The sequence below is a fragment of the Aeromonas sp. QDB20 genome (assembly GCF_027707805.1).
Classification (GTDB): Bacteria; Pseudomonadota; Gammaproteobacteria; order Enterobacterales; family Aeromonadaceae; genus Aeromonas; species Aeromonas dhakensis.
In genome coordinates, this window is record NZ_JAPCJC010000025.1 from 45,195 (window position 1) to 65,022 (window position 19,828).

The window sequence follows — 19,828 nt, forward strand, 5'->3', positions numbered from 1 at the left end:
ACGCGGAGAGACAGATGCGCTTTACCGACATATTCATCAAACGGCCCATCCTGGCCATCTCGATCAGCTTCCTGATCGCGTTGCTGGGTTTGCAGGCCGTGTTCAAGATGCAGGTGCGGGAATACCCCGAGATGACCAACACGGTCGTCACGGTCAGCACCAGCTATTACGGCGCGAGTGCCGACCTGATCCAGGGCTTCATCACCCAGCCACTGGAACAGGCCATCGCCCAGGCGGACAACATCGACTTCATGACGTCGTCCACCCAGCTCGGCAGCTCCACCATCACCGCTTACATGAAGCTCAACACCGATCCCAACGCCGCCCTGTCCGACATTCTGGCCAAGGTCAACTCGGTGCGATCCCAGCTGCCCAAGGAGTCGGAAGACCCCTCGGTCACCATGTCCACCGGCTCCACCACGGCGGTGCTCTACATCGGCTTCACCAGCCCAGAGCTCAACGCTAGCCAGATCACCGACTACCTGGAGCGGGTCATCAAGCCCCAGCTCTTCACCGTCGGCGGCGTCTCCAAGGTCGACATGTACGGCGGTACCAAGTACGCCCTGCGGGTATGGCTGGATCCGGCCAAGATGGCGGCGTTCAACCTGACTGCCGCGGACGTGATGAACGTGCTCAACAGCAACAACTATCAGTCCGCCACCGGCCAGGCTACCGGTTACTTCACCCTCTACAACGGCAACGCCGAGACCCAGGTCAACACCACCGAGGAGCTCGAGCGCCTGGTGGTCTCCACCCGTGACGGCAAGGTGATCCGCCTGGCAGACATCGCCAAGGTGACCCTGGAGAAGAGCCACGACACCTATCGCGCCACCGCCAACGGCCGCGAGGCCGTGGTACTGGCCATCAACGCGGCACCGACCGCCAACCCGATCAACATCGCCCACGACGTGCTGGCGATGCTGCCGAGCCTGAAGAGCAACATGCCGAGCACCATGGAGGCCAACGTCCTCTATGACTCCACCGTGGCCATCAACGAATCGATCCACGAGGTGATCAAGACCATCGCCGAGGCAGCCGCCATCGTGCTGGTGGTGATCACCCTGTTCCTCGGCTCGTTCCGCGCGGTCATCATCCCGATTATCACCATCCCGCTCAGTCTGATCGGCGTGGTGATGGTGATGCAGATGTTCGGCTTCTCCATCAACCTGATGACCCTGCTGGCCATGGTGCTGGCCATCGGCCTGGTGGTGGATGACGCCATCGTGGTGCTGGAGAACGTGGATCGTCACGTCAAAGAGGGGGAAGATCCGTTCCGTGCCGCCATCATAGGCACCCGCGAGATCGCCGTGCCGGTCATCGCCATGACGGTCACCCTGGCCGCCGTGTACGCGCCGATCGCCCTGATGGGGGGCATCACTGGCTCCCTGTTCAAGGAGTTCGCGCTGACCCTGGCGGGCGCCGTGTTCGTCTCCGGCATCATAGCCCTGACTCTGTCGCCCATGATGTGCGCCAAGATGCTCAAGGCCAACGAGGAGCCGGGCAAGTTCGAAAGCACGGTACACCACCTGCTCGAGCGCATGACGGTGCGTTACGACGCCATGCTGCACGCCGTGATGCAAAAGCGCATCGTGGTGGTGCTGTTCGCCGTTATCGTGTTCGCCAGCCTGCCGATGCTGTTCAAGTTCATCCCGAGCGAGCTCGCGCCGAACGAGGACAAGGGCGTCATGGCCGTGCTGGGGACCGCCCCCTCCAACGTCAACCTGGACTACATCCAGGGGACCATGGAGCAGGTGAACAAGGTGCTGGACTCCCAGCCGGAAGTGGCCTTCTCCCAGGTCTTCTCCGGGGTGTTCAACGCCAACCAGGCGTTCGGCATCGCCTCCATGGTGCCGTGGAGCCAGCGTGAAGCGAGCCAGAAAGAGGTGCTGGACCGGGTGGCCGGGCTGGTGAAAGACGTGCCCGGTATGTCCATCACCACCTTCCAGTTCCCGGAACTGCCGGGCGCCTCGAGCGGCCTGCCGGTGCAGTTCGTCATCACCACGCCGAACAACTTCGAGAGCCTCTATCAGGTGGCCAGCGAGATCCTGACCGCAGCCCAGGGGAGCGGACGCTTCGTCTACTCCGAGCTGGACCTGCAGTACGACTCCGCCACCATGAAGATCAAGATCGACAAGGACAAGGCGGGTGCCTACGGCATCACCATGCAGGACATCGGCATCACCCTGGGCACCATGATGTCGGACGGTTACGTCAACCGTATCGACCTGGATGGCCGCTCCTACGAGGTGATCCCGCAAGTCGAGCGCAAATACCGCCTCAACCCCGAGTCGATCAAGGGCTACTACGTGCGGGCGGCCGATGGCAAATCCATCCCGCTCGGCAGCCTGATCAGCATCGAGGTGATCGGTGAGCCGCGCTCCCTGCCCCACTTCAACCAGCTCAACTCCGCCACCATAGGTGCCGTGCTGATGCCTGGCACCACCATGGGTGATGCCATCAACTGGCTCAACACCACGGCGGACGAGAAGCTGCCGCAGGGCTACCGTTACGACTTCATGGGCGAGGCCCGCCAGTTCGTGACCGAGGGCAGTGCCCTGTACGCCACCTTCGGTCTGGCGCTGGCCATCATCTTCCTGGTGCTGGCAATCCAGTTCGAATCGGCTCGTGACCCGCTGGTGATCATGGTCTCCGTGCCGCTGGCCATCAGCGGGGCGCTGATCGCCCTGGCCTGGGGTGCCGCCACCATGAACATCTACTCCCAGGTGGGTCTGATCACCCTGGTCGGCCTGATTACCAAGCACGGCATCCTGATCTGTGAAGTGGCGAAGGAGGAGCAGCTGCTGCACGGCCGCAACCGGATAGAAGCCGTCATGACTGCCGCCAAGGTGCGTCTGCGACCCATCCTGATGACCACGGCCGCCATGATCGCCGGTCTCATCCCGCTGCTCTATGCCACGGGGGCCGGGGCTGCCCAGCGCTTCAGCATCGGCATCGTGATCGTGGCCGGTCTGGCCATAGGCACCGTGTTCACCCTGTTCGTACTGCCGGTGATCTACACCTACCTGGCCTCCGAACACAAACCGCTGCCGGTGTTTGATGAATCCATTCCGCCCAAGGCGAAAGGGAGTCATTAAAAACCTTTTTGAATCAACAAGGCCCCGTTTCGGGGCCTTGTTTTTATCACGCGAACGAAACACGACATAAGTGCATGAAGCAGTTAAACTAAATGGCAATATATCCAGACCGCAAGGACGCCATGTCAGGACTCTTCTCCAAGACCGCTAGGGCCGTCGGCCGTAACGGACTCTCATACCGCCTGCTCTCCTACATTCTGGTGTGCAGTACCGTATTGGCGATGATCATTACGGTGTTGCAGCTTGCCTGGGATTACCGCAAGGACGTGGCCGTCATCGAGGACAGCATCGGCCAGATCGAGGCCTCCTTCCTGCAGCCCATCGCCGCCAGCCTGTGGAACCTGGATGAAGAGCAGGTGAAGGTGCAGATCGAGGGCATCATGAACCTGCCCAACATGCAGTTCGTGATGGTGAAAGAGATGCTCGGCAACTCGGAAGTGCCGCTGCTGACCCAGGGGGTGGAACGGGAAAGCTACGACATCTCCCGTGAGTTCAACCTCACCTATCAGGGCGAGGTGGTGGGCAAGCTGTTCGTGGCCGCTTCGCTGGAGCAGATCTACCAGCGCCTCATCGAAAAATCCGTGCTGATCATGGTCAGCCAGACCATCAAGACCCTGGTGGTCTCGTTTTGCATCCTGATCATCATTTATTACCTGGTGGTGCGTCACCTCAACCGCATCGCCCACTACGCCCAGAAGTTGAATCTGGACCGGCTCACCAACGAGCTGACCCTGGAGGGGCGCCAGCTGCCCCGCAAGAAACCCGACGAGCTCGACACCCTGGTCGCCACCCTCAACCAGATGCGCACCCGGCTGCTCGACGAATTTGCGGCGCGCCATCAGGCCGCCGAACAGCTGCAGCAGGAGCGGGACTTCTCCGCCACCCTGATCAACTCCGCCAACATGGTCATCTGCTGCATGGAGCCGGACCTCAACATCGCCAGCATCAACCCGGCGGCCATACTGCTGACCGGCTACCACCAGCAGGAGATACTGCAGCACAACTGGCTGGATCTGTTCGTCAGCAAGGAGCAGCGCGACCAGCTGGCGGCCACCCTGGCCGATCACGGCTCCATCGAAGACAAAGAGGTCATGATGCATGACCAGCAGGGCCACGAGCTGGTGCTGCAATGGACCTTCGCCCCCTTCTACGAAGGGCCCAACCTCAAATACCTGATCGGCTTCGGCTACGACATCACCCGCCTCAAGAAGGTGGAGCGGGAGATCATCCAGCTCAACGAACAGCTTGAGGGCAAGGTGGTGGAGCGTACCCGCAGCCTGAGCGATGCCAACGACCAGCTGGGCAAGGCCTACGACGATCTGAAACAGGCCCAGCAGACCCTGGTGGAGTCGGAGAAGATGGCCTCCCTCGGTTCCCTGGTGGCCGGCGTGGCCCATGAGATCAACACCCCTATCGGCATCAGCGTGACCGCCTCCTCCTACCTGCAGGAGCGGGTGGCCGACTTCAAGCAGCACATCGACTCCAAGCAGCTGTCGCGCTCCTATCTCACCGAATTCACCGTCAATCTGGATGAATCCATGCAGCTGCTGCAGGGCAACCTGCGCCGCGCCTCCGAGCTCATCGCCAGCTTCAAGCAGGTGGCGGTGGACCAGTCGTCCGAGGCGCGCTACAACTTCAGCCTCGCCGACAACCTGCATCAGGTGGTGGTCTCCCTCGGTCACAAGCTGAAGAAGGCCCAGTGCGAGGTGGATATCCAGTGCGATCCCAAGCTGTCGATCTTCTCCTTCCCCGGCAGCTTCACCCAGATCTATTCGAACCTGATCCTCAACTCCATCAATCACGGCTTCGACAACTGGGACAAGCCCAAGAAAATCACCATCAAGGTAGAGCAACAGGGTGAAGAGCTGCTGATCGACTACAGCGACAACGGCCGCGGCATCCCGCCCGAGATACTACCGCGCATCTTCGATCCCTTTGTCACCTCCAAGCGGGGCCAGGGCGGCAGCGGGCTCGGCACCCACATCATCTACAACCTGGTGGTGCAGCTGCTGCGTGGTCGAATCAACTGCATCAGCGAACCGGAGCAAGGCGCCCAGTTCCATATTCGCCTGCCGATCCAACATAACTGAGTGCTGGCTCTTGTGAGCCAGCCGCTTTATCCCCATCATGCTGTGATTGCATTCTTAATGAGCGGAGAACCTCGCAATGGCACAGCATTTTGACTATATCGCCATCGGCGGCGGCAGCGGCGGCATCGCCTCGGCCAACCGGGCTGCCATGTACGGTAAGAAAGTTGCCCTGATTGAAGCCAAAGAGTTAGGTGGAACCTGCGTCAACGTCGGCTGCGTGCCGAAGAAGGCCATGTGGTATGCCGGCCAGATCGCCGATGCCCTGAAATATGGCGCCGACTACGGCTTCGACACCACTCTCAACCACTTCAGCTGGGCCAAGCTGGTCGAGTCCCGCCAGGCCTATATCGGCCGCATTCATCAGTCCTACCAGAACGTGCTGGGCAAGAACCAGATCACCGTCATCAAGGGCTTCGCCCGCTTCGTCAGCAGCAACACCATCGAGGTGAATGGCGAGCAGTACAGCGCCGATCACATACTGATCGCCACCGGCGGCCGCCCCGAAGTGCCGGCCATTCCGGGTGCCGAACTGGGCATCGACTCCGACGGTTTCTTCGAGTTGCAAGAACAACCCAAGCGGGTTGCGGTGGTGGGTGCCGGTTATATCGCGGTGGAGATCGCCGGCGTGATGCAGGCGCTCGGCTCCGAAACCCACCTGGTGGTGCGCAAGCACGCACCGCTGCGCAACTTCGACCCCATGATCCACGAGACTCTGGTGGAGATCATGGCGCAGGAAGGGCCCAAGCTGCACACCCACGCCATTCCGAAGGCGGTGGTCAAGAACGCCGACGAGAGCCTGACCCTGCAGCTGGAAGATGGTCGCCACCTCACCGTCGACTGCCTGATCTGGGCCATCGGCCGTGTCCCGGCCACCGACAACCTCAACCTGGCCGCCACCGGTATCACGCTCGACGAGAAGGGCTTTATCCCGACCGACAAGTTCCAGAATACTGCCATCGCCAACCTCTATGCCGTCGGTGACAACACCGGCCGCATCCAGCTCACCCCGGTGGCCGTTGCGGCGGGCCGTCGTCTCTCCGAGCGGCTGTTCAACAACAAGCCGAACGAGCACCTCAACTACGATCTGGTGCCGACCGTGGTGTTCAGCCACCCGCCCATCGGCACCATAGGGCTGACCGAGCCGGAAGCCGTCGCCGAATACGGTGAAGATCAGGTCAAGGTCTACCGCAGCCAGTTCACCGCCATGTACTCGGCGCTGACCCAGCATCGCCAGCCCACCCGGATGAAGCTGGTCTGCGTCGGGCCGGAAGAGAAGGTGGTCGGCCTGCACGGCATCGGCTTCGCCATGGACGAGATCCTGCAGGGCTTCGGCGTCGCCATGAAGATGGGTGCCACCAAGGCGGACTTCGACAACTGCGTTGCCATCCATCCGACCAGTGCGGAAGAGTTTGTTACTATGAGGGGTTAATGTAGAAAACCCACCTACACACGTTCTTACTGTAGAAAAACGGAGAGGCCAGAGCATCGTTCTCTGGCCTTTACTGGCTCATAGATACTTCCCCTAAGCTTGCTAGTTCAAAACTCCATGCATAATGTGTGGCTAATTTAGTTGACCAAACTTTAGTTATGCCACAAAGTGACTATATAAATAATGACGATTGAGAGTCGCTAAGGGACGCTAAATAGGGATATAAAGATGTGGTCTGATAAAGAATCAAATATTGATTTTCTTAATTTCAATGAAACTGCCGAATCCATCAAAGATCTAATTACTGAAAAAAATCTTATGCCAATAAGTGTTGGTGTGTTTGGAGATTGGGGAGCAGGAAAGTCCACAGTTTTAGAACTAACAAAGTCTGCACTTGTAAGCGACAAGGACGATTATATCCAAGTAAGTTTCGACGCTTGGATGTTCCAAGGTTACGACGATGCCAAAGCTGCACTATTAGAGACAATCGCGGAAACACTCGTCAAACAAGCCAAGACAGATCAAAGCTTGAGCGAAAAGGCCAAAGATTTTGCTGGGCGTGTAAACAAAATTAGACTTATGGGACTTCTGATGGATGCAGGCAGTCTCGCAGCAGGTGTCCCCACATTTGGAGGGTTCCAAAAGCTGTTCGGAATGTTCAGTGGAGGAGAAGACGGCGAATATGATTTCGATGATGTTAAGGATGGGGTCGAAGGTGCTAAAGAAATTGCTAACAGAAACAAAGACCTCCTGAGAAAGAAAAAAGATTTTTCTCCACCCAAAGAAATCAAAGAGTTCAGACAAGCATACTCAGATCTTCTTGCAGAGTTTGGTAAGCCATTAATTGTCTACGTTGATAATTTAGACCGTTGTTCGCCTTACAACGCGATTTCAACGCTAGAAGCCATTCGCCTTTTCTTGTTTCTGCCCAATACAGCATTTGTAATAGCAGCCGATGAAGACATGATTCGTCTCGCAGTCAGTGAATACCACAAGGGTTCATCTCAACGGCATCAAACTGACTATTTGGACAAACTGATTCAAATACCTATACATGTCCCACGCCCTGGTGCTTTAGAAATTAGGGCCTATCTGTTAATGCTGGTTGCACTTGATCACGGTGTCAAAGGCGATGAATTAGAGACTCTACGACATGCCCTTGAAAAAAATCTGAAAATGTCTTGGAAAGAGGAAGCAATAACCATAGATGATTTGCTTGATGGGAAAAATATTCTGGGGACTCCTGAGTTAAGGAATAAGTTTGTCGTTGCAGAACAACTCGCACCTTTATTAGCTGAATCAACCAACATAAATGGTAACCCACGAATAGTTAAGCGTCTTCTTAATCAAGTGAGGATCAGAAGAAAGACGGCACTCCGGCGCGGCATGCAATTAGATGAGAAAACGATAACCAAACTAGTTATCTTTGAACGTTGCCTTGGAACAAGAGCCAGTAACAAGCTTTACCAAATGATTGATAGTGAAAACGGCAAACCAAAGGTTTTAGCTGAACTTGAAGCTGCCGGAGCCAACATAGAGGACATAAAACTGCCTGAAGAGTGGCAGTCAGAGAAAAAGTTTCTGGCTAAATGGGCAAAACTGCCGCCTAAATTCTCTGATATTGATCTGACCCCAGCTCTGTACCTGAGTAAAGAAAATGTTCCCATGGGTGCTTTTGGAACTGTTATGTCGGGAGCAGCTCAAAAACTCGTAGTGGCATTATTGAAGCAGGCCCAACGAATCAGCCAAGCAAGTACTTTAGCAATAGAAGAAACTCCACCAGAAGACTACATGCCAGCAATGGACGCGGTTCTAGAAAAGCTGAGGCCAATTGCAGATTGGAGCAAACGTCCTGATGGTATTTTTGGAGCGCGATTGCTCGCTGAAAAAGATATTCGGTGCAAAGCCACTTTCTTGGATTTTATGAAGCACCTACCGCAAGAGCGTTGGATGAAACCAATAATAGAAGAATTAGAAGGAGCCAAATAATGGGAACATCAGCCTCATCCAGGGGACCTAAAGATAAAAATCCCCTCGTACCACCATGGGCAGAAGGTGGAAATGGATTAACAATTAGTCCAGCTACTGATACTGATGGAGACGTGAACGTCGGTGATGGCGGCGGCCATGCTGACAATAACCAAGAAGTTGATAACAATGCGGTGCAGCAAGAAATTGGTCCATCGGCTCAAGCACAACCACCTGCTAGCAGATACAAAAGTGCGAGACAAGCATTCGGGAAATATGCTGGTACAGGTGGTACAAGTTCAGATCTTAGGCGCGCCCTAAAACATTACTCTAAAAACTCTTCCGGTGGCGGGAAAGGGACAAGTCGAAGACTTGCCAGTGGTATAACCGCAGGCGCAGGACTCGTAGGAATGATGCGAGGGGACAGCGTTACTGTTGGTGACCAGTCCTTATCTCTTAAGGACCTTCGAGGTCTAACTACTGATCAAGCGATTGATCGCATTGCCTCTCATTTAGCACCAGATAACTCAGATTCTGACGCGGTGCGCATTGCTCTAAATTACGCTTTGGAAGAAGCACTTCCTGACACTCAAGACTTCGATCCTGCAAGTTTCACTGACGAGGTAATCCAAGAAGCAATCTCCTGTTATTTAACTGACTTAATTTTTCAAGATGTAGTCACAGGAATGGGAGAAGCGTGGTTCAAAGCAGAGGTAGCAACTAAGCACCACAAAATGGAAAGCGAATTAAGGGAGCTGATTAAAGTGATAGCACAACAAGAAATGGACACAGCGACAAACGGCAATCCAAGTAATATCACCAAGAACAACATCAAGAAAATTCAAATCGAGGCAATATCAAAAACTGTAGACCATTGGGAGAAATTCAATGACTGATTTTTACTTCCATCACAACCCAGATCTACTTCCTGAGTACTCAGGCAAATGCCACCCGGTGCAAATTTTTGATAATCATCCACTAAATAAGTATAAATGCAGCCACGCATCGAAAGAGTTGATCACCAAGATTAGAAGGCTTGGGGTTGAGATTAATCCCGATGCACTTGATTTGGTAACTATCGCAACAGCAGTTACTTCGGCAGAGACATTTGAGCCAAGAGAGAATGCGCCAAATTCTTGGTCACGAATCTTAAATCTCCACATACCGGTATTGGCTCCAGATAAGTGGGAAGCAGTAGCAAAAAGACTTGAATCACTGTTAGGTTTTTTAACTGGCGATCAATGGAAATTATCTTTTATCAAGTCGGAGTTAGGACTACCTAAGCCAATAAATAGCAAGCAGTCCAAGATTTCGGCGGACTCATTAAAAGGATTGAATACAGTTTGTCTTTTTTCTGGAGGGTTAGATAGCGCAGTTGGAGCGATTGATATTCTCAATGGTCACTCTGAAATCCGTCCGATGCTTGTAAGCCACGCATATCGAGCTGATGGAGCGAAACAGCAAGATATAAAAAAACTGCTCAAAAAGCCATTTGGGGAGTTTTCATATTCAATAGCCCCTCAATTATCAGATCAGGCTAAGCATGCTAACGATACCAGCATGAGGGGGAGAAGCTTTAATTTTTTAGCAATGGCTGTATTAGGGATTACGGCACTTAGGAAAGTAAATAACGATGATACTATCTCTCAGATTATTGTGCCTGAAAATGGATATATATCAATTAATCCGCCGTTAACTCGCAGGCGCATTGGAAGCCACAGCACTCGAACAACTCACCCAAACTTTCTATCTCAGTTAGAGTTATTGCTTAACGATGTTGGGTTTAACATTAAATTTACAAATCCGTACCAGTTTAAAACCAAAGGCGAAATGCTAGCTGAGTGCGTTGATCAAGACGCTGTTAAAAAAGCGATACCATTAAGTGTATCTTGCAGCCACTGGCATAGAGAACATATACAATGTGGTTATTGCCTTCCATGTCTAGTCAGGCGAGCTTCCATATTTCATGCAGGCTTTACAAAAGATGCTGACTATGCGGTTCCACGACTTACAAGTGTATTGAACGAATCGGAGAAAAGAGATGACGTTCATGCAGTACAGACTGCAATAATTCGATTAAAGAAGAGCCCTGACTACATGGCTTGGTTACGCCAGTCTGGACCTTTACCACAGAATAAAGAGACACGCGAAAAACTGGAGTCTACAGTGAAAAGAGGTTTGGCAGAAGTTGAAGCATTTTTGAAATCGGTCAAACTAGCATGATGGATCTGCATTGCCATGTCGATTTGTACCCAGATCACCGCGAGGTACTTAATGACTTGAGAGAATGCAATTACTATGTGCTGTCTGTTACAACTGTGCCATCCGCTTGGAGAGGCACAGTTAAACTTACTGAAGGTATTGCCCGTTGTAAGACTGCTTTAGGATTACACCCACAGCTTGCCCACTTGAGAAAGCATGAGCTAGCAATCTTCGATGAGTTAATAGGTGAAACTAGGTACATAGGAGAGATTGGTCTAGATGGTTCAAAGGGTTACCTTCCCTACATCGAGGATCAACTCCACGTATTCAACCATATTCTTGAAAAGTGCTCTCAGTTCAATGACAAAATTCTATCTATTCATAGCCTAAACGCTACAGAACAAGTCATCGATTGTTTGCAAAAACACCCTCTATCAGGAACCCCAATACTTCATTGGTTTTTAGGAACCAAAAAGCAAGTACAGGAAGCAACTGAACACGGCTGTTTTTTCTCTGTCGGCCCGGCAATGTTGAATTCAAATCGGGGAATGAAAGTTGCGTCGTGGTTACCGCCAGATCGTGTATTACTCGAAACTGATGGTCCATTTGCAAAAGTGGATAATTCCCCACTGTTACCCTCACAAGCCAGACTTGCTATTAATGAGTTGTCTTTGTTGTGGAAAGTTAGCACCGAGGATACTGTTCTTCAACTTAAACGAAATCTGGTGTTATTGTTGAATGGTGGCATAACATAGAATTGTAAAACTTATGCCTACTAGTCCACGAGTTAAATAATGGCATAGCGTAGAAAATTAATGGTAATCATGCAACTGGGACCCCATACAAATTTAAACACAGAACTGGCGAGTTATAGATTACAAATCTAACTAGAGGATGTCCCCAAACGGATCGTCAAGATAACCCGCATGATGCATTGTACCTCTCCCACCGGTTAATCCAGTTTTACTTGACCACTACAGGGGCTACTCTATCAGGCCTAGGATCTAACCTTACAAATATCCCAAAAAACTTTCACATGTGAAAGTTCTAACAGCGTTCTCTAATCACAGCAAGCGCTCAAACTGCCCAAATTGGTACATTACAGACCTTTAGGATCTCAATAGCCCTGGTAGATACTGGATGAACCAACAGTTATTACAAAGTTCATCCCGTGGCTTACTTGATCAAATCAGACGACGTTCATATAGGTGGTGAAATCATCACTGAAACGGACCCTATAGAGTTTCTGAATGGCCGAAATCTAGGGTCATTGCCTACTATTTATGACCAAAACTGGGGATATGTCACACCAGTAAACCACTGGTTCATTCATCTTAAAGCGAACAAACGACTTGAAAATCTAAGTTCCTACGCAAGAGCGCTTTTGCATTATTGGAATTTTCTAGAATCAGAAAATTTAATCTGGGATGTCTTCCCATTAGCAAAAGGTTTAAAGCCTACATATCGATATAGAAATGACAAACTCCTCAAGAGTGTTAAAGCTGGTGAGCTCGCATACTCAACTGCCAACACGTATATGACACATGTCGTCCAGTTTTATTTATGGGCAGCACATGAACGTTATTACCACATCAACGAGAAACACAAACCCTTCGAAATCGAATTTGTAAGAATACAGAGGAGCGACATGCTGGCTCATATGATGCCTAAATTTCTGGTCCAAACTACAGACTTGCGCATCAGAACGCCGAGGGATGCAACCAGTAAGAAGATTCGGGGGCTAAAGCCCTTAACTCAAATTGCACTCACTCATTTAGCTCTACATTTACGTAATGTGCCTTGCGAATTTAGGCTGATCTGTTTGCTCGCAGCTCAATCCGGCTTACGTATCCAAGAAGCGTCAGGATTAACTTTGGCCGCACTAGAACAATCGGTTCAACGCTCAGGTTCTATAACTCATTTCGAGCTAACAATAGGACCAAGTAATGGTGTACCTACAAAATACAATAAAACTCGAACTATTGAGATAACAAGCCGCCTTTTATCAGATTTGAAAACTTATGCCATTAGTGAGCGACGAATGTGCCGACTTGACAAACTTCTTAGCAGAATTGAGTTACACAAAGGCATCAATGACATAAAAAAATCCCACTCTGCTCATCTATCAAAGGAAAAACTCGACGCCCTGGCCACAGCCCAGCGATACGAACCATTATTTATTAGCCAACAAGGTAATCCATACGACCCTAACACAATAGGCTCTCGCTTTGGAGAAGTTCGCCGCTCAATAATTAAGTCAGGAATACAATTTGAGCATAAGTTTCATGATCTTAGATGTAGTTATGCAACCTACCGACTACATAGCCTACTTGAAGCAGGTATTGAGCCTGCGAATGCACTGAGCTTACTGATGGGGTGGATGGGACATAAGAATGAATCCACGACATGGGAGTACTTGCAGTACCTCAAAAGAAAAGAAGCGTTAAAAGAGAAGATATCTGTACTAGACAGCATTATGCACCAAGCATTAGAGGAAGCTAATGAGCAAGACGTTGAAATTAATAGCCCCCTGGGTTGAACATCTTTGTATTCCCATACGAAACGGGGCAAACGCACACCTCCTCTTGGACTTTAATAGATATAGATATCGCGGGGTTCCTAAAACACATGAAATAAAGCAGGGAAATGTTCAGTTATTAGACCGTGATGATATAGCACAGAGACTGTTTATCACAATTACGAGCAGGGAAGATGCTTCACCAGCAACCAAAGGTAACGCATTCACCGCAGCTAGAAGACATTTTGCGTTTTGTGATGCGCAAACTCCACCGCTTCAACCGCTATCGGAAATGGCATTTGTTAAAGAATTAGAACATAACTCCATCCGTCAGCGGCTTGGGGAGATCAAGGATAGTACAGAAAGCAAGCTACGGGGTGATTTATCATCTTTATACCAGTGGCTAGATCTTCCCATGCGACACGTTTATCCACAAGGGGGTCGGTCAGGACGCACGCAAACAGAGCCAACACGCGGCTATAGTGACGCTGACTTAAAGCAATTGCTTCCCTTGCTAAGAAGTATTTTTAAGCAGTTGTATCAGCAATTCATTATCGATCCAGAACTTCATATTCAAGCAAGTTCTAACGCTCATACAATGGTTTTTTCTTGGAAGGGGAAAGATTATCCAGTAGCCGGTGGTGCATCAAAAATTTTTTATGTCGCAACATTTCTCCTAAGTTATTACACGTGGAGTAACAGTACCGTCTTATATAGCTTAAGACGGCCACAAACTAGCACACATGCCATATCAAGCAATTGGTATCAAATGCCAGCATTTAAACGTAGAGCATTTAAAACTATCACTGTAGAGCTAGGGGATCATAAGAAGCTAGAAATTCCTAAGTATGCAACCCAGTTTTTTGACCAATTAATGACTGTCTCAAAACTGGTCGATCCTAAACCTGATGGTTTGCTGTTACCGGCTTACAGCTACCGAAAAAGAAAAGTTCAGATGATGAGTGGATGCCTGCTCAATGACTTCAAAGCAAATTGGTTAACTAAATATTTCCCGATGACTGATGAACGAGGAGACGTATTATGGCCAACACCAAGGAGATTCAGAGCAACGGGTAGTCATTTAACTTTGGCACTAAAAGGCACACTGGAAACTCCGATTCTTCTGGATAACACACCTAGGACTATCGCCCTAGCATATTCAAGTGGAAACCCTCATGAAAACGATCTGATGAACCGTGATACAAGCCAAACTTTGGAACAGATCGTTCGCGATAGACAAGGTGTGGAGTCAGCAAAACAAAAGGTCAGAGAGGCACAAAAAGTGGAAGTACTTGCCTATGAAGCGTACATCCGACGAGCATCTCCGCCCATTCGTAGTGCTCACGGCAGTTACTGCAAAGATCCTATGGGCGCTATGGCTGAGAAGTTTACATCAAGAGCACGCGCACATGGACTCATAACTGAGAATGAAAATCTAGCATGTGCCGATTTAATCAAATGTTGGAGCTGCGGACATCAAGTGCTTGTCGAATCGGTAACTGATTTATGGTGTGCTCTTAGTTTTCGCGAATGCATTGAAGAATCGGCATGCCTGCATATAAATAATGCTCATTATCATAAAAATTTTGGCGAAGCCTTAGCAAAGATTGACCTCCGCTTAAAACAATTAAGTCCAAAAATCGTACAGCAAGCTAAAAGAAAATTAGCAGATGAAGGTCGTCATCCTTTGTGGATAGATGTAGATAGTATAAGTATGAGCTGAGGACGAAATGAAACCACTATTACATTTGCCAATAGAATCACCTAGTTCACTCAACCTTTACACCCAAGATGTGGAACGATTAGTCAGAGAGCATAACTGGGACAAATTGAACCAAGTACCTGTATGCATAGATCAACATCAAATATTAAGAGCATACTTCGGCCAAAATCGCTGGGATTGTAGCCCATATGCCTCGGATAAAGGCAGTGATAAAAACCAAAGAGAATTTGATTTCTCTTATTTAGTTGACTCGCCTAACTTGCTTCTTGAAGCAAAACTTATAGCCTATGGCTGGCTATACGCACAAGGGCATTGTTTTGGACAAAAATGCAAACTATCCACTTTAACATCTAGGTTTAATATTGGTTTAAAAAGAGCATTAGTCAGCTTAAAAAATAACGGAGCCAATAGTTTTAGTGAATTAAACAACCATGATGTCTGGCAAAAATTTGAAATAGATTTGCAAAATGAGTCATTAAGCAAACGCACTCTTGAACTCGCTTTCACAGCTATTCAATCAGTTGAAAGGCTGAATCCGTGGCTACCTTTTCAGTTAATATTACCGAGCATCAACTATAGACAGCTGGCAAAAAAGCTTGCGGATCAAGAAAAATTAGAACATAAGCAATCACTTGCTATACCACAAGCATTGGTTAACGTGCTGTACGGACAAGCTGTCAGCTACGTGGAACAAGCATGGCCATATAGGGAAAAACTTGCCCAACTCGAACGTGATTTACAATCAAACTATGATATTGGCCGTGCAGCCGTAGACTATAAGCTAGCCATCGGTAGATGGAAGTGGCTTTATGATGTGGAAGGCAGGATTAATAGCAAAAAATACGTAGAGGAAATCAACAAAGCAACTCCTCGTTCTCAATCTGAGATCATCACGCAACATCTTTGGGGAACAGGATTACTACCCAACCATAATATTGACGGAAATTGGTTAGTTACATGGAGAGCGAATCTTCAAGCCGCTTGTTTTATATGTTGCGGCGCATTCAGTGGAATGAGGGTCAGCGAACTGTTTGAACTCCATGAGGATAGTTTTCGTACTTACACTATCAACGGACAATTATTTCACTCTGTATCAGCTGCAACACATAAGCTTGCATCTGGTAGAAAAAAAGAAGAGTGGCTCACCAGCCCTATAGTAGAAAAAGCCATATCGCTCGCAATTTCATTGAGCGCATGTGCCCGTGAACAATTGATAAAACTTGCAGCGCATAGTAACGATCCTGGACAAGTGGATAAGCTAATGGAAACATCCAGTAACTTGTGGCTTAGCCAAGCGCAAAGGAAAAACTTACCAATTCTCATATCTCGTACTAAATGGAATGATCGGCTGAAAAACTTCGCGAAAAGTGTTGGTGCAATTGTTGATGAAAAAGCATTGTCTGAATGTCGTCAGCTTAATCCAAGAAATGGGGGAGCAATAGAGGACAAAGTTAAGTTAGGAGAACCTTGGCCTTTTCTCACCCACCAATTTCGACGCACTTTTGCCTGTTTTGCCGTCCGCAATGGACTGGGCCACCCTATATCCATTAAGCAGCAGTTCAAACATATCCATGTTCGCATGAGCGAATGGTATGGAAATGGCGCAATCGAATCCCGCCTACAGGATATAAAGGTAGACAGTGAGCTAATTAACTTGCTCAACGAAGTAAAACTTGAACAAACAACAGCGCACTTTGATAAATGGTTCAATGGTGATGAAAAGCTAACGGGAAGCTTTGGTAAGGCTATTGTCGCCATGCGTGACGACAAACCTGTGATCTATAGCAACTGGGATAGCTTGTATCGATTGGTTAAAGAAAAACGGTTAACTTTACATGGCACCCTACATAGCTATTGTAAAAATGGCTATGAATGTGACATGGATGGGGTAATAAATGCCGCATTCTGCGTTGATTGCCGTGGCGGAGGTAGCGTCGTGGATGATAAAAAAGCGTCGTGGTGGCAAAAGAAACATCAAGCGTTGAGTAGCTATCTGAAGCAGCAGTCCGATGTCAGCCATGCAGAGTATGCTCACTGTATTACACAGATTCGAGCTGCCGAGAAAGTGTTGAATGATTTTGGACTGAAATTTGAAAAGTATCAGCACCCATTGCAGGTTATCGATTTATGAAAAAGTCAGAAAATACACTTCTCAAGCTTGAAGCCGCTTTGCAACGAATCATCGAACGAAAAACCAAACGAATACCCGATCACCGTAAATTATCGGTTCGAGCTGTAGAGGAAGAAGCCGGATTAGGAAATGGCAGTTGCTATTACTATCCAGATTTCAAGCTCAGAGTTCAATCAGAAGTACAAAAACTAAAGTGCCTTACGCCTGATACAGCAGTTCAGTCCGATGTCGAGATTTTGAGAGAAAAGCGCAACCAAGAAAGAAAGATAAAAATTCAGTATCGTGAAAAAGTTGCTGTATTGACCCAAAGATTAACTTCAATGGCCGCAGAACATCACCAACTATCTCATGCTCTGAGGCATGCATATTCGCGAATTGAAAGCCTTGAGCATCAGGTCATAGAACTCAAACAGGGCCAGATTATAAGAATCAAGTGACCACGTTCAAGACTGTTGAAGCTGCGAATCAGGGATATTCAACTACCAGAATATCATTAGCGCCTTTGCAGAACGTTCACATGTGAAAGTTTTATCGGTTCACTTAAGCCACCTATCAGAATCATTCTGATGGACGGACCAAATTGAGCCCCGCTAAACATCTCTAGACCTAGCCACACGCATTGCTCGAGCCTGAAACCCATTCAGAATCGAATCGGCAACTTGAGCAGGAAAATGAGCAGGTAACTGCTGGCGAACCAGCTCAATGACACGATCTGTATTCTCTGCAAACTCGTTCAGGATCTGTGCCATCTGTGCCTGCTCAAAACCAACCGCCTTGGCTGTCTGATAGAAATGGCGGGGGAAGATCTGTTCTATGGTGTATTTCTTACCTTTGGTTGCGGTAAGTCCCATGGCCAGCTTGGCATCGCGAGGATGCAACCCTCTGCCGCCGAACACGGGATACATGGAGAGGATGTCGTAAAACGGTGTCAGCCGGAAGCGCCCCTCTGACTCGATGAACACCGAAAAATTCTTGGCATGGCCGTCGGTGGCGGCCAGCAGCCAGAACAGCACTTGAGACTTCATGAACAGGTAACGATCCTGCTCCGGCGTGGTAGACCCCAGCAGAGTCGCCATGATGCCAACAATACCTGGCCCACCATGGCTCTCGTACTTCCGTGCTGACGGCACATTCAGCACTTGGCAGAAGTCCTCTTGGGGCAGACGCATTATCCAGCTGCGATCCGTGGCGTAGCGCCTATCGAAGCGTTCCACTGCCAGCGCCTTGACCTTATTCACTTGCATGATGAAACAATGGGGGACGGGAAGACCAAACTCTTTGGCGATCAGGGTACAGAGATACTCGTTCTCCACGCTTTGGGTGAGATCTATCGAATAGGAGTGGCTCTCAATTTTGCCAATGGGCAACTTGATAATGTGGGTGGTCGGGGTATCCGCGATTGGCAAACACCAGCGACCATCGAGATAAAGGAGTGCCGTCTTTTCTTGGGCACCTGCGATCGATATCCGGAAGTCCTCCTCTTCCCTGATCATACCAAGAGGGATCCCCGACTGGTAACCAGTCAGGATCCTTTCCAGCTCAACGTCAGAGAGAGGTTTGTACTCGATACTTCTGACGTCTGGCACTGGGCCGCCATGAGCCACCAGTTGCAATGCACCCACGCTGTCCGAACCAATGTAACTGAGTAAGTCAAAGGGCTGGGTAGAGTCAGCTTGATAGCGCGCCACCACCCGGTTTCTCACTTCCTGGCTATCCGGCAACAGGTTATCGAAGAAGTTATAAGCCTCATCGCCCCGATAGCACTGCTGGCGTAACGGCATTGAGAGCGAGATGGGGCGACTACCTGGCAGCTTCACCCAAGACTCATCGTACTGAAATTGGTGGGCACCGCTGGTTCTCTTGATAAAAGAACCCACCCGGTATCCGTTCATGTATACCGCCAGGCTGGCCATTACCACTCCTCTTTCCAGCCTGATGAAGGGCTATCCGGTGGGTCGGTACGGGGTTTGATATCGAGGGATAACTCCAGCGCGGCGAGGATCTTGAACAAGGTATCCAGCTTGGTTGACTCGGGATTAAGCTCAAAGCTGGAGACAGTGTCCTGCCGAATCCCAACTTTGTCGGCCACCTTACCTTGAGACAGCTTTTGCAAAAGCCTAGCATCTCTGAGATAGGCACTGAGTTGCTTGGCACTAGTAATTTTCATGATTCGGCATGCCCGGTTGCTGGCTTCATGATCTTACTTTACACGCTATAGAAGGTATATCAACATTTACACGCTATGGCGTGTAAAATTACCTTATGCCCTATAACGAATACCTACTCTGATTGAGGGAACAATTTAGAGAGTCCTTGCGTGGTGTATGATTACCGTCTCAATAGCTCGTAATTGCCCTCAAGAACTTGGCCCTCTTGTCTGTCACCTCACGGGGATCTGCTTCGAAGAGGTTATTTAGAGTAGGATGGTCTTTTGCAATCCCATGATATTCTTGGCTTGCAGCCCTAGGCTCAGTCCTCTCCCAACCATATACTGGTGATGACTCTATGTTCGTTCTGGCCTTGTTATACAAGACCACTCCAATTTCACGACAAACCCGCCTAATGGCGGTTTTGTCGTGCTAGATAGTGATATCAAGCGCGAATTCAACTTCGAAGTGCGACACTCGCCTATGCCGCCTGACGGTACTCTTCGAATACCTTGACAGGCTGCC

13 protein-coding genes are annotated in these 19,828 nt (G+C 49.5%); 11 read left to right on the forward strand and 2 right to left on the reverse strand.

Annotation, left to right across the window (positions count from 1 at the left end):
* The first annotated feature begins 14 nt into the window (after positions 1-14).
* From PG897_RS19840 to PG897_RS19890, 11 genes are all read left to right on the forward strand, one after another.
* On the forward strand, positions 15-3,095 hold the full coding sequence (locus PG897_RS19840; protein WP_010635626.1) for a multidrug efflux RND transporter permease subunit: 3,081 nt from the start codon (positions 15-17) through the stop codon (positions 3,093-3,095).
* Between the two features lie 122 nt (positions 3,096-3,217).
* Positions 3,218-5,185, forward strand: coding sequence for an ATP-binding protein (locus tag PG897_RS19845; RefSeq protein ID WP_195879599.1), 1,968 nt, complete (start codon positions 3,218-3,220; stop codon positions 5,183-5,185).
* Positions 5,186-5,261: 76 nt separating this feature from the next.
* Complete coding sequence (gene gorA, locus PG897_RS19850; protein WP_270829289.1) at positions 5,262-6,614, forward strand: glutathione-disulfide reductase; 1,353 nt, start codon at positions 5,262-5,264, stop codon at positions 6,612-6,614.
* A 228-nt stretch (positions 6,615-6,842) separates the two neighbouring features.
* The gene (locus PG897_RS19855; protein ID WP_065371231.1) at positions 6,843-8,603 is read left to right on the forward strand and encodes a KAP family P-loop NTPase fold protein; all 1,761 of its coding nucleotides are present in this window, start codon (positions 6,843-6,845) and stop codon (positions 8,601-8,603) included.
* On the forward strand, positions 8,603-9,478 hold the full coding sequence (locus PG897_RS19860; protein WP_065371230.1) for a hypothetical protein: 876 nt from the start codon (positions 8,603-8,605) through the stop codon (positions 9,476-9,478). Before PG897_RS19855 ends, PG897_RS19860 begins: the two co-directional genes overlap by 1 nt.
* Positions 9,471-10,805, forward strand: a complete 1,335-nt coding sequence (qatC, locus tag PG897_RS19865; RefSeq protein WP_270829290.1) for a Qat anti-phage system QueC-like protein QatC — start codon at positions 9,471-9,473, stop codon at positions 10,803-10,805. The genes PG897_RS19860 and qatC overlap by 8 nt, the downstream gene beginning before the upstream one ends.
* Entirely contained in the window at positions 10,802-11,539 is a 738-nt protein-coding gene (gene qatD / locus PG897_RS19870; protein WP_065371228.1) for a Qat anti-phage system TatD family nuclease QatD, read from the forward strand. Before qatC ends, qatD begins: the two co-directional genes overlap by 4 nt.
* Before the next feature lie 416 nt (positions 11,540-11,955).
* On the forward strand, positions 11,956-13,323 hold the full coding sequence (locus tag PG897_RS19875) for a site-specific integrase (protein WP_240743687.1): 1,368 nt from the start codon (positions 11,956-11,958) through the stop codon (positions 13,321-13,323).
* On the forward strand, positions 13,286-15,025 hold the full coding sequence (locus PG897_RS19880; protein WP_270829292.1) for a hypothetical protein: 1,740 nt from the start codon (positions 13,286-13,288) through the stop codon (positions 15,023-15,025). Before PG897_RS19875 ends, PG897_RS19880 begins: the two co-directional genes overlap by 38 nt.
* Before the next feature lie 7 nt (positions 15,026-15,032).
* Complete coding sequence (locus tag PG897_RS19885; RefSeq protein ID WP_270829293.1) at positions 15,033-17,156, forward strand: hypothetical protein; 2,124 nt, start codon at positions 15,033-15,035, stop codon at positions 17,154-17,156.
* Positions 17,153-17,593, forward strand: coding sequence for a hypothetical protein (locus PG897_RS19890; RefSeq protein ID WP_075384545.1), 441 nt, complete (start codon positions 17,153-17,155; stop codon positions 17,591-17,593). Before PG897_RS19885 ends, PG897_RS19890 begins: the two co-directional genes overlap by 4 nt.
* Positions 17,594-17,746: 153 nt before the next feature.
* Here PG897_RS19890 and PG897_RS19895 read toward each other — a convergent pair whose 3' ends face one another.
* Both PG897_RS19895 and PG897_RS19900 read right to left on the reverse strand, forming a co-directional pair.
* Positions 17,747-19,069, reverse strand: coding sequence for a type II toxin-antitoxin system HipA family toxin (locus PG897_RS19895; protein WP_240743690.1), 1,323 nt, complete (start codon positions 19,067-19,069; stop codon positions 17,747-17,749).
* Positions 19,069-19,323 (reverse strand): helix-turn-helix domain-containing protein, encoded by a 255-nt coding sequence (locus PG897_RS19900; RefSeq protein WP_065371223.1) that lies wholly within the window; start codon positions 19,321-19,323, stop codon positions 19,069-19,071. The genes PG897_RS19895 and PG897_RS19900 overlap by 1 nt, the downstream gene beginning before the upstream one ends.
* Positions 19,324-19,828: the final 505 nt, after the last annotated feature.

Bases quoted from the DNA above. Each gene is read 5' to 3' on its own strand.
- PG897_RS19845 (WP_195879599.1), top strand. From the start codon at position 3,218: ATGTCAGGACTCTTCTCCAAGACCGCTAGGGCCGTCGGCCGTAACGGA.
- PG897_RS19885 (WP_270829293.1), top strand. From the start codon at position 15,033: ATGAAACCACTATTACATTTGCCAATAGAATCACCTAGTTCACTCAAC.
- PG897_RS19840 (WP_010635626.1), top strand. From the start codon at position 15: ATGCGCTTTACCGACATATTCATCAAACGGCCCATCCTGGCCATCTCG.
- gorA (WP_270829289.1), top strand. From the start codon at position 5,262: ATGGCACAGCATTTTGACTATATCGCCATCGGCGGCGGCAGCGGCGGC.
- PG897_RS19895 (WP_240743690.1), bottom strand. From the start codon at position 19,069: ATGGCCAGCCTGGCGGTATACATGAACGGATACCGGGTGGGTTCTTTT.
- PG897_RS19900 (WP_065371223.1), bottom strand. From the start codon at position 19,323: ATGAAAATTACTAGTGCCAAGCAACTCAGTGCCTATCTCAGAGATGCT.
- qatC (WP_270829290.1), top strand. From the start codon at position 9,471: ATGACTGATTTTTACTTCCATCACAACCCAGATCTACTTCCTGAGTAC.
- PG897_RS19880 (WP_270829292.1), top strand. From the start codon at position 13,286: ATGAGCAAGACGTTGAAATTAATAGCCCCCTGGGTTGAACATCTTTGT.
- PG897_RS19860 (WP_065371230.1), top strand. From the start codon at position 8,603: ATGGGAACATCAGCCTCATCCAGGGGACCTAAAGATAAAAATCCCCTC.
- qatD (WP_065371228.1), top strand. From the start codon at position 10,802: ATGATGGATCTGCATTGCCATGTCGATTTGTACCCAGATCACCGCGAG.
- PG897_RS19855 (WP_065371231.1), top strand. From the start codon at position 6,843: ATGTGGTCTGATAAAGAATCAAATATTGATTTTCTTAATTTCAATGAA.
- PG897_RS19890 (WP_075384545.1), top strand. From the start codon at position 17,153: ATGAAAAAGTCAGAAAATACACTTCTCAAGCTTGAAGCCGCTTTGCAA.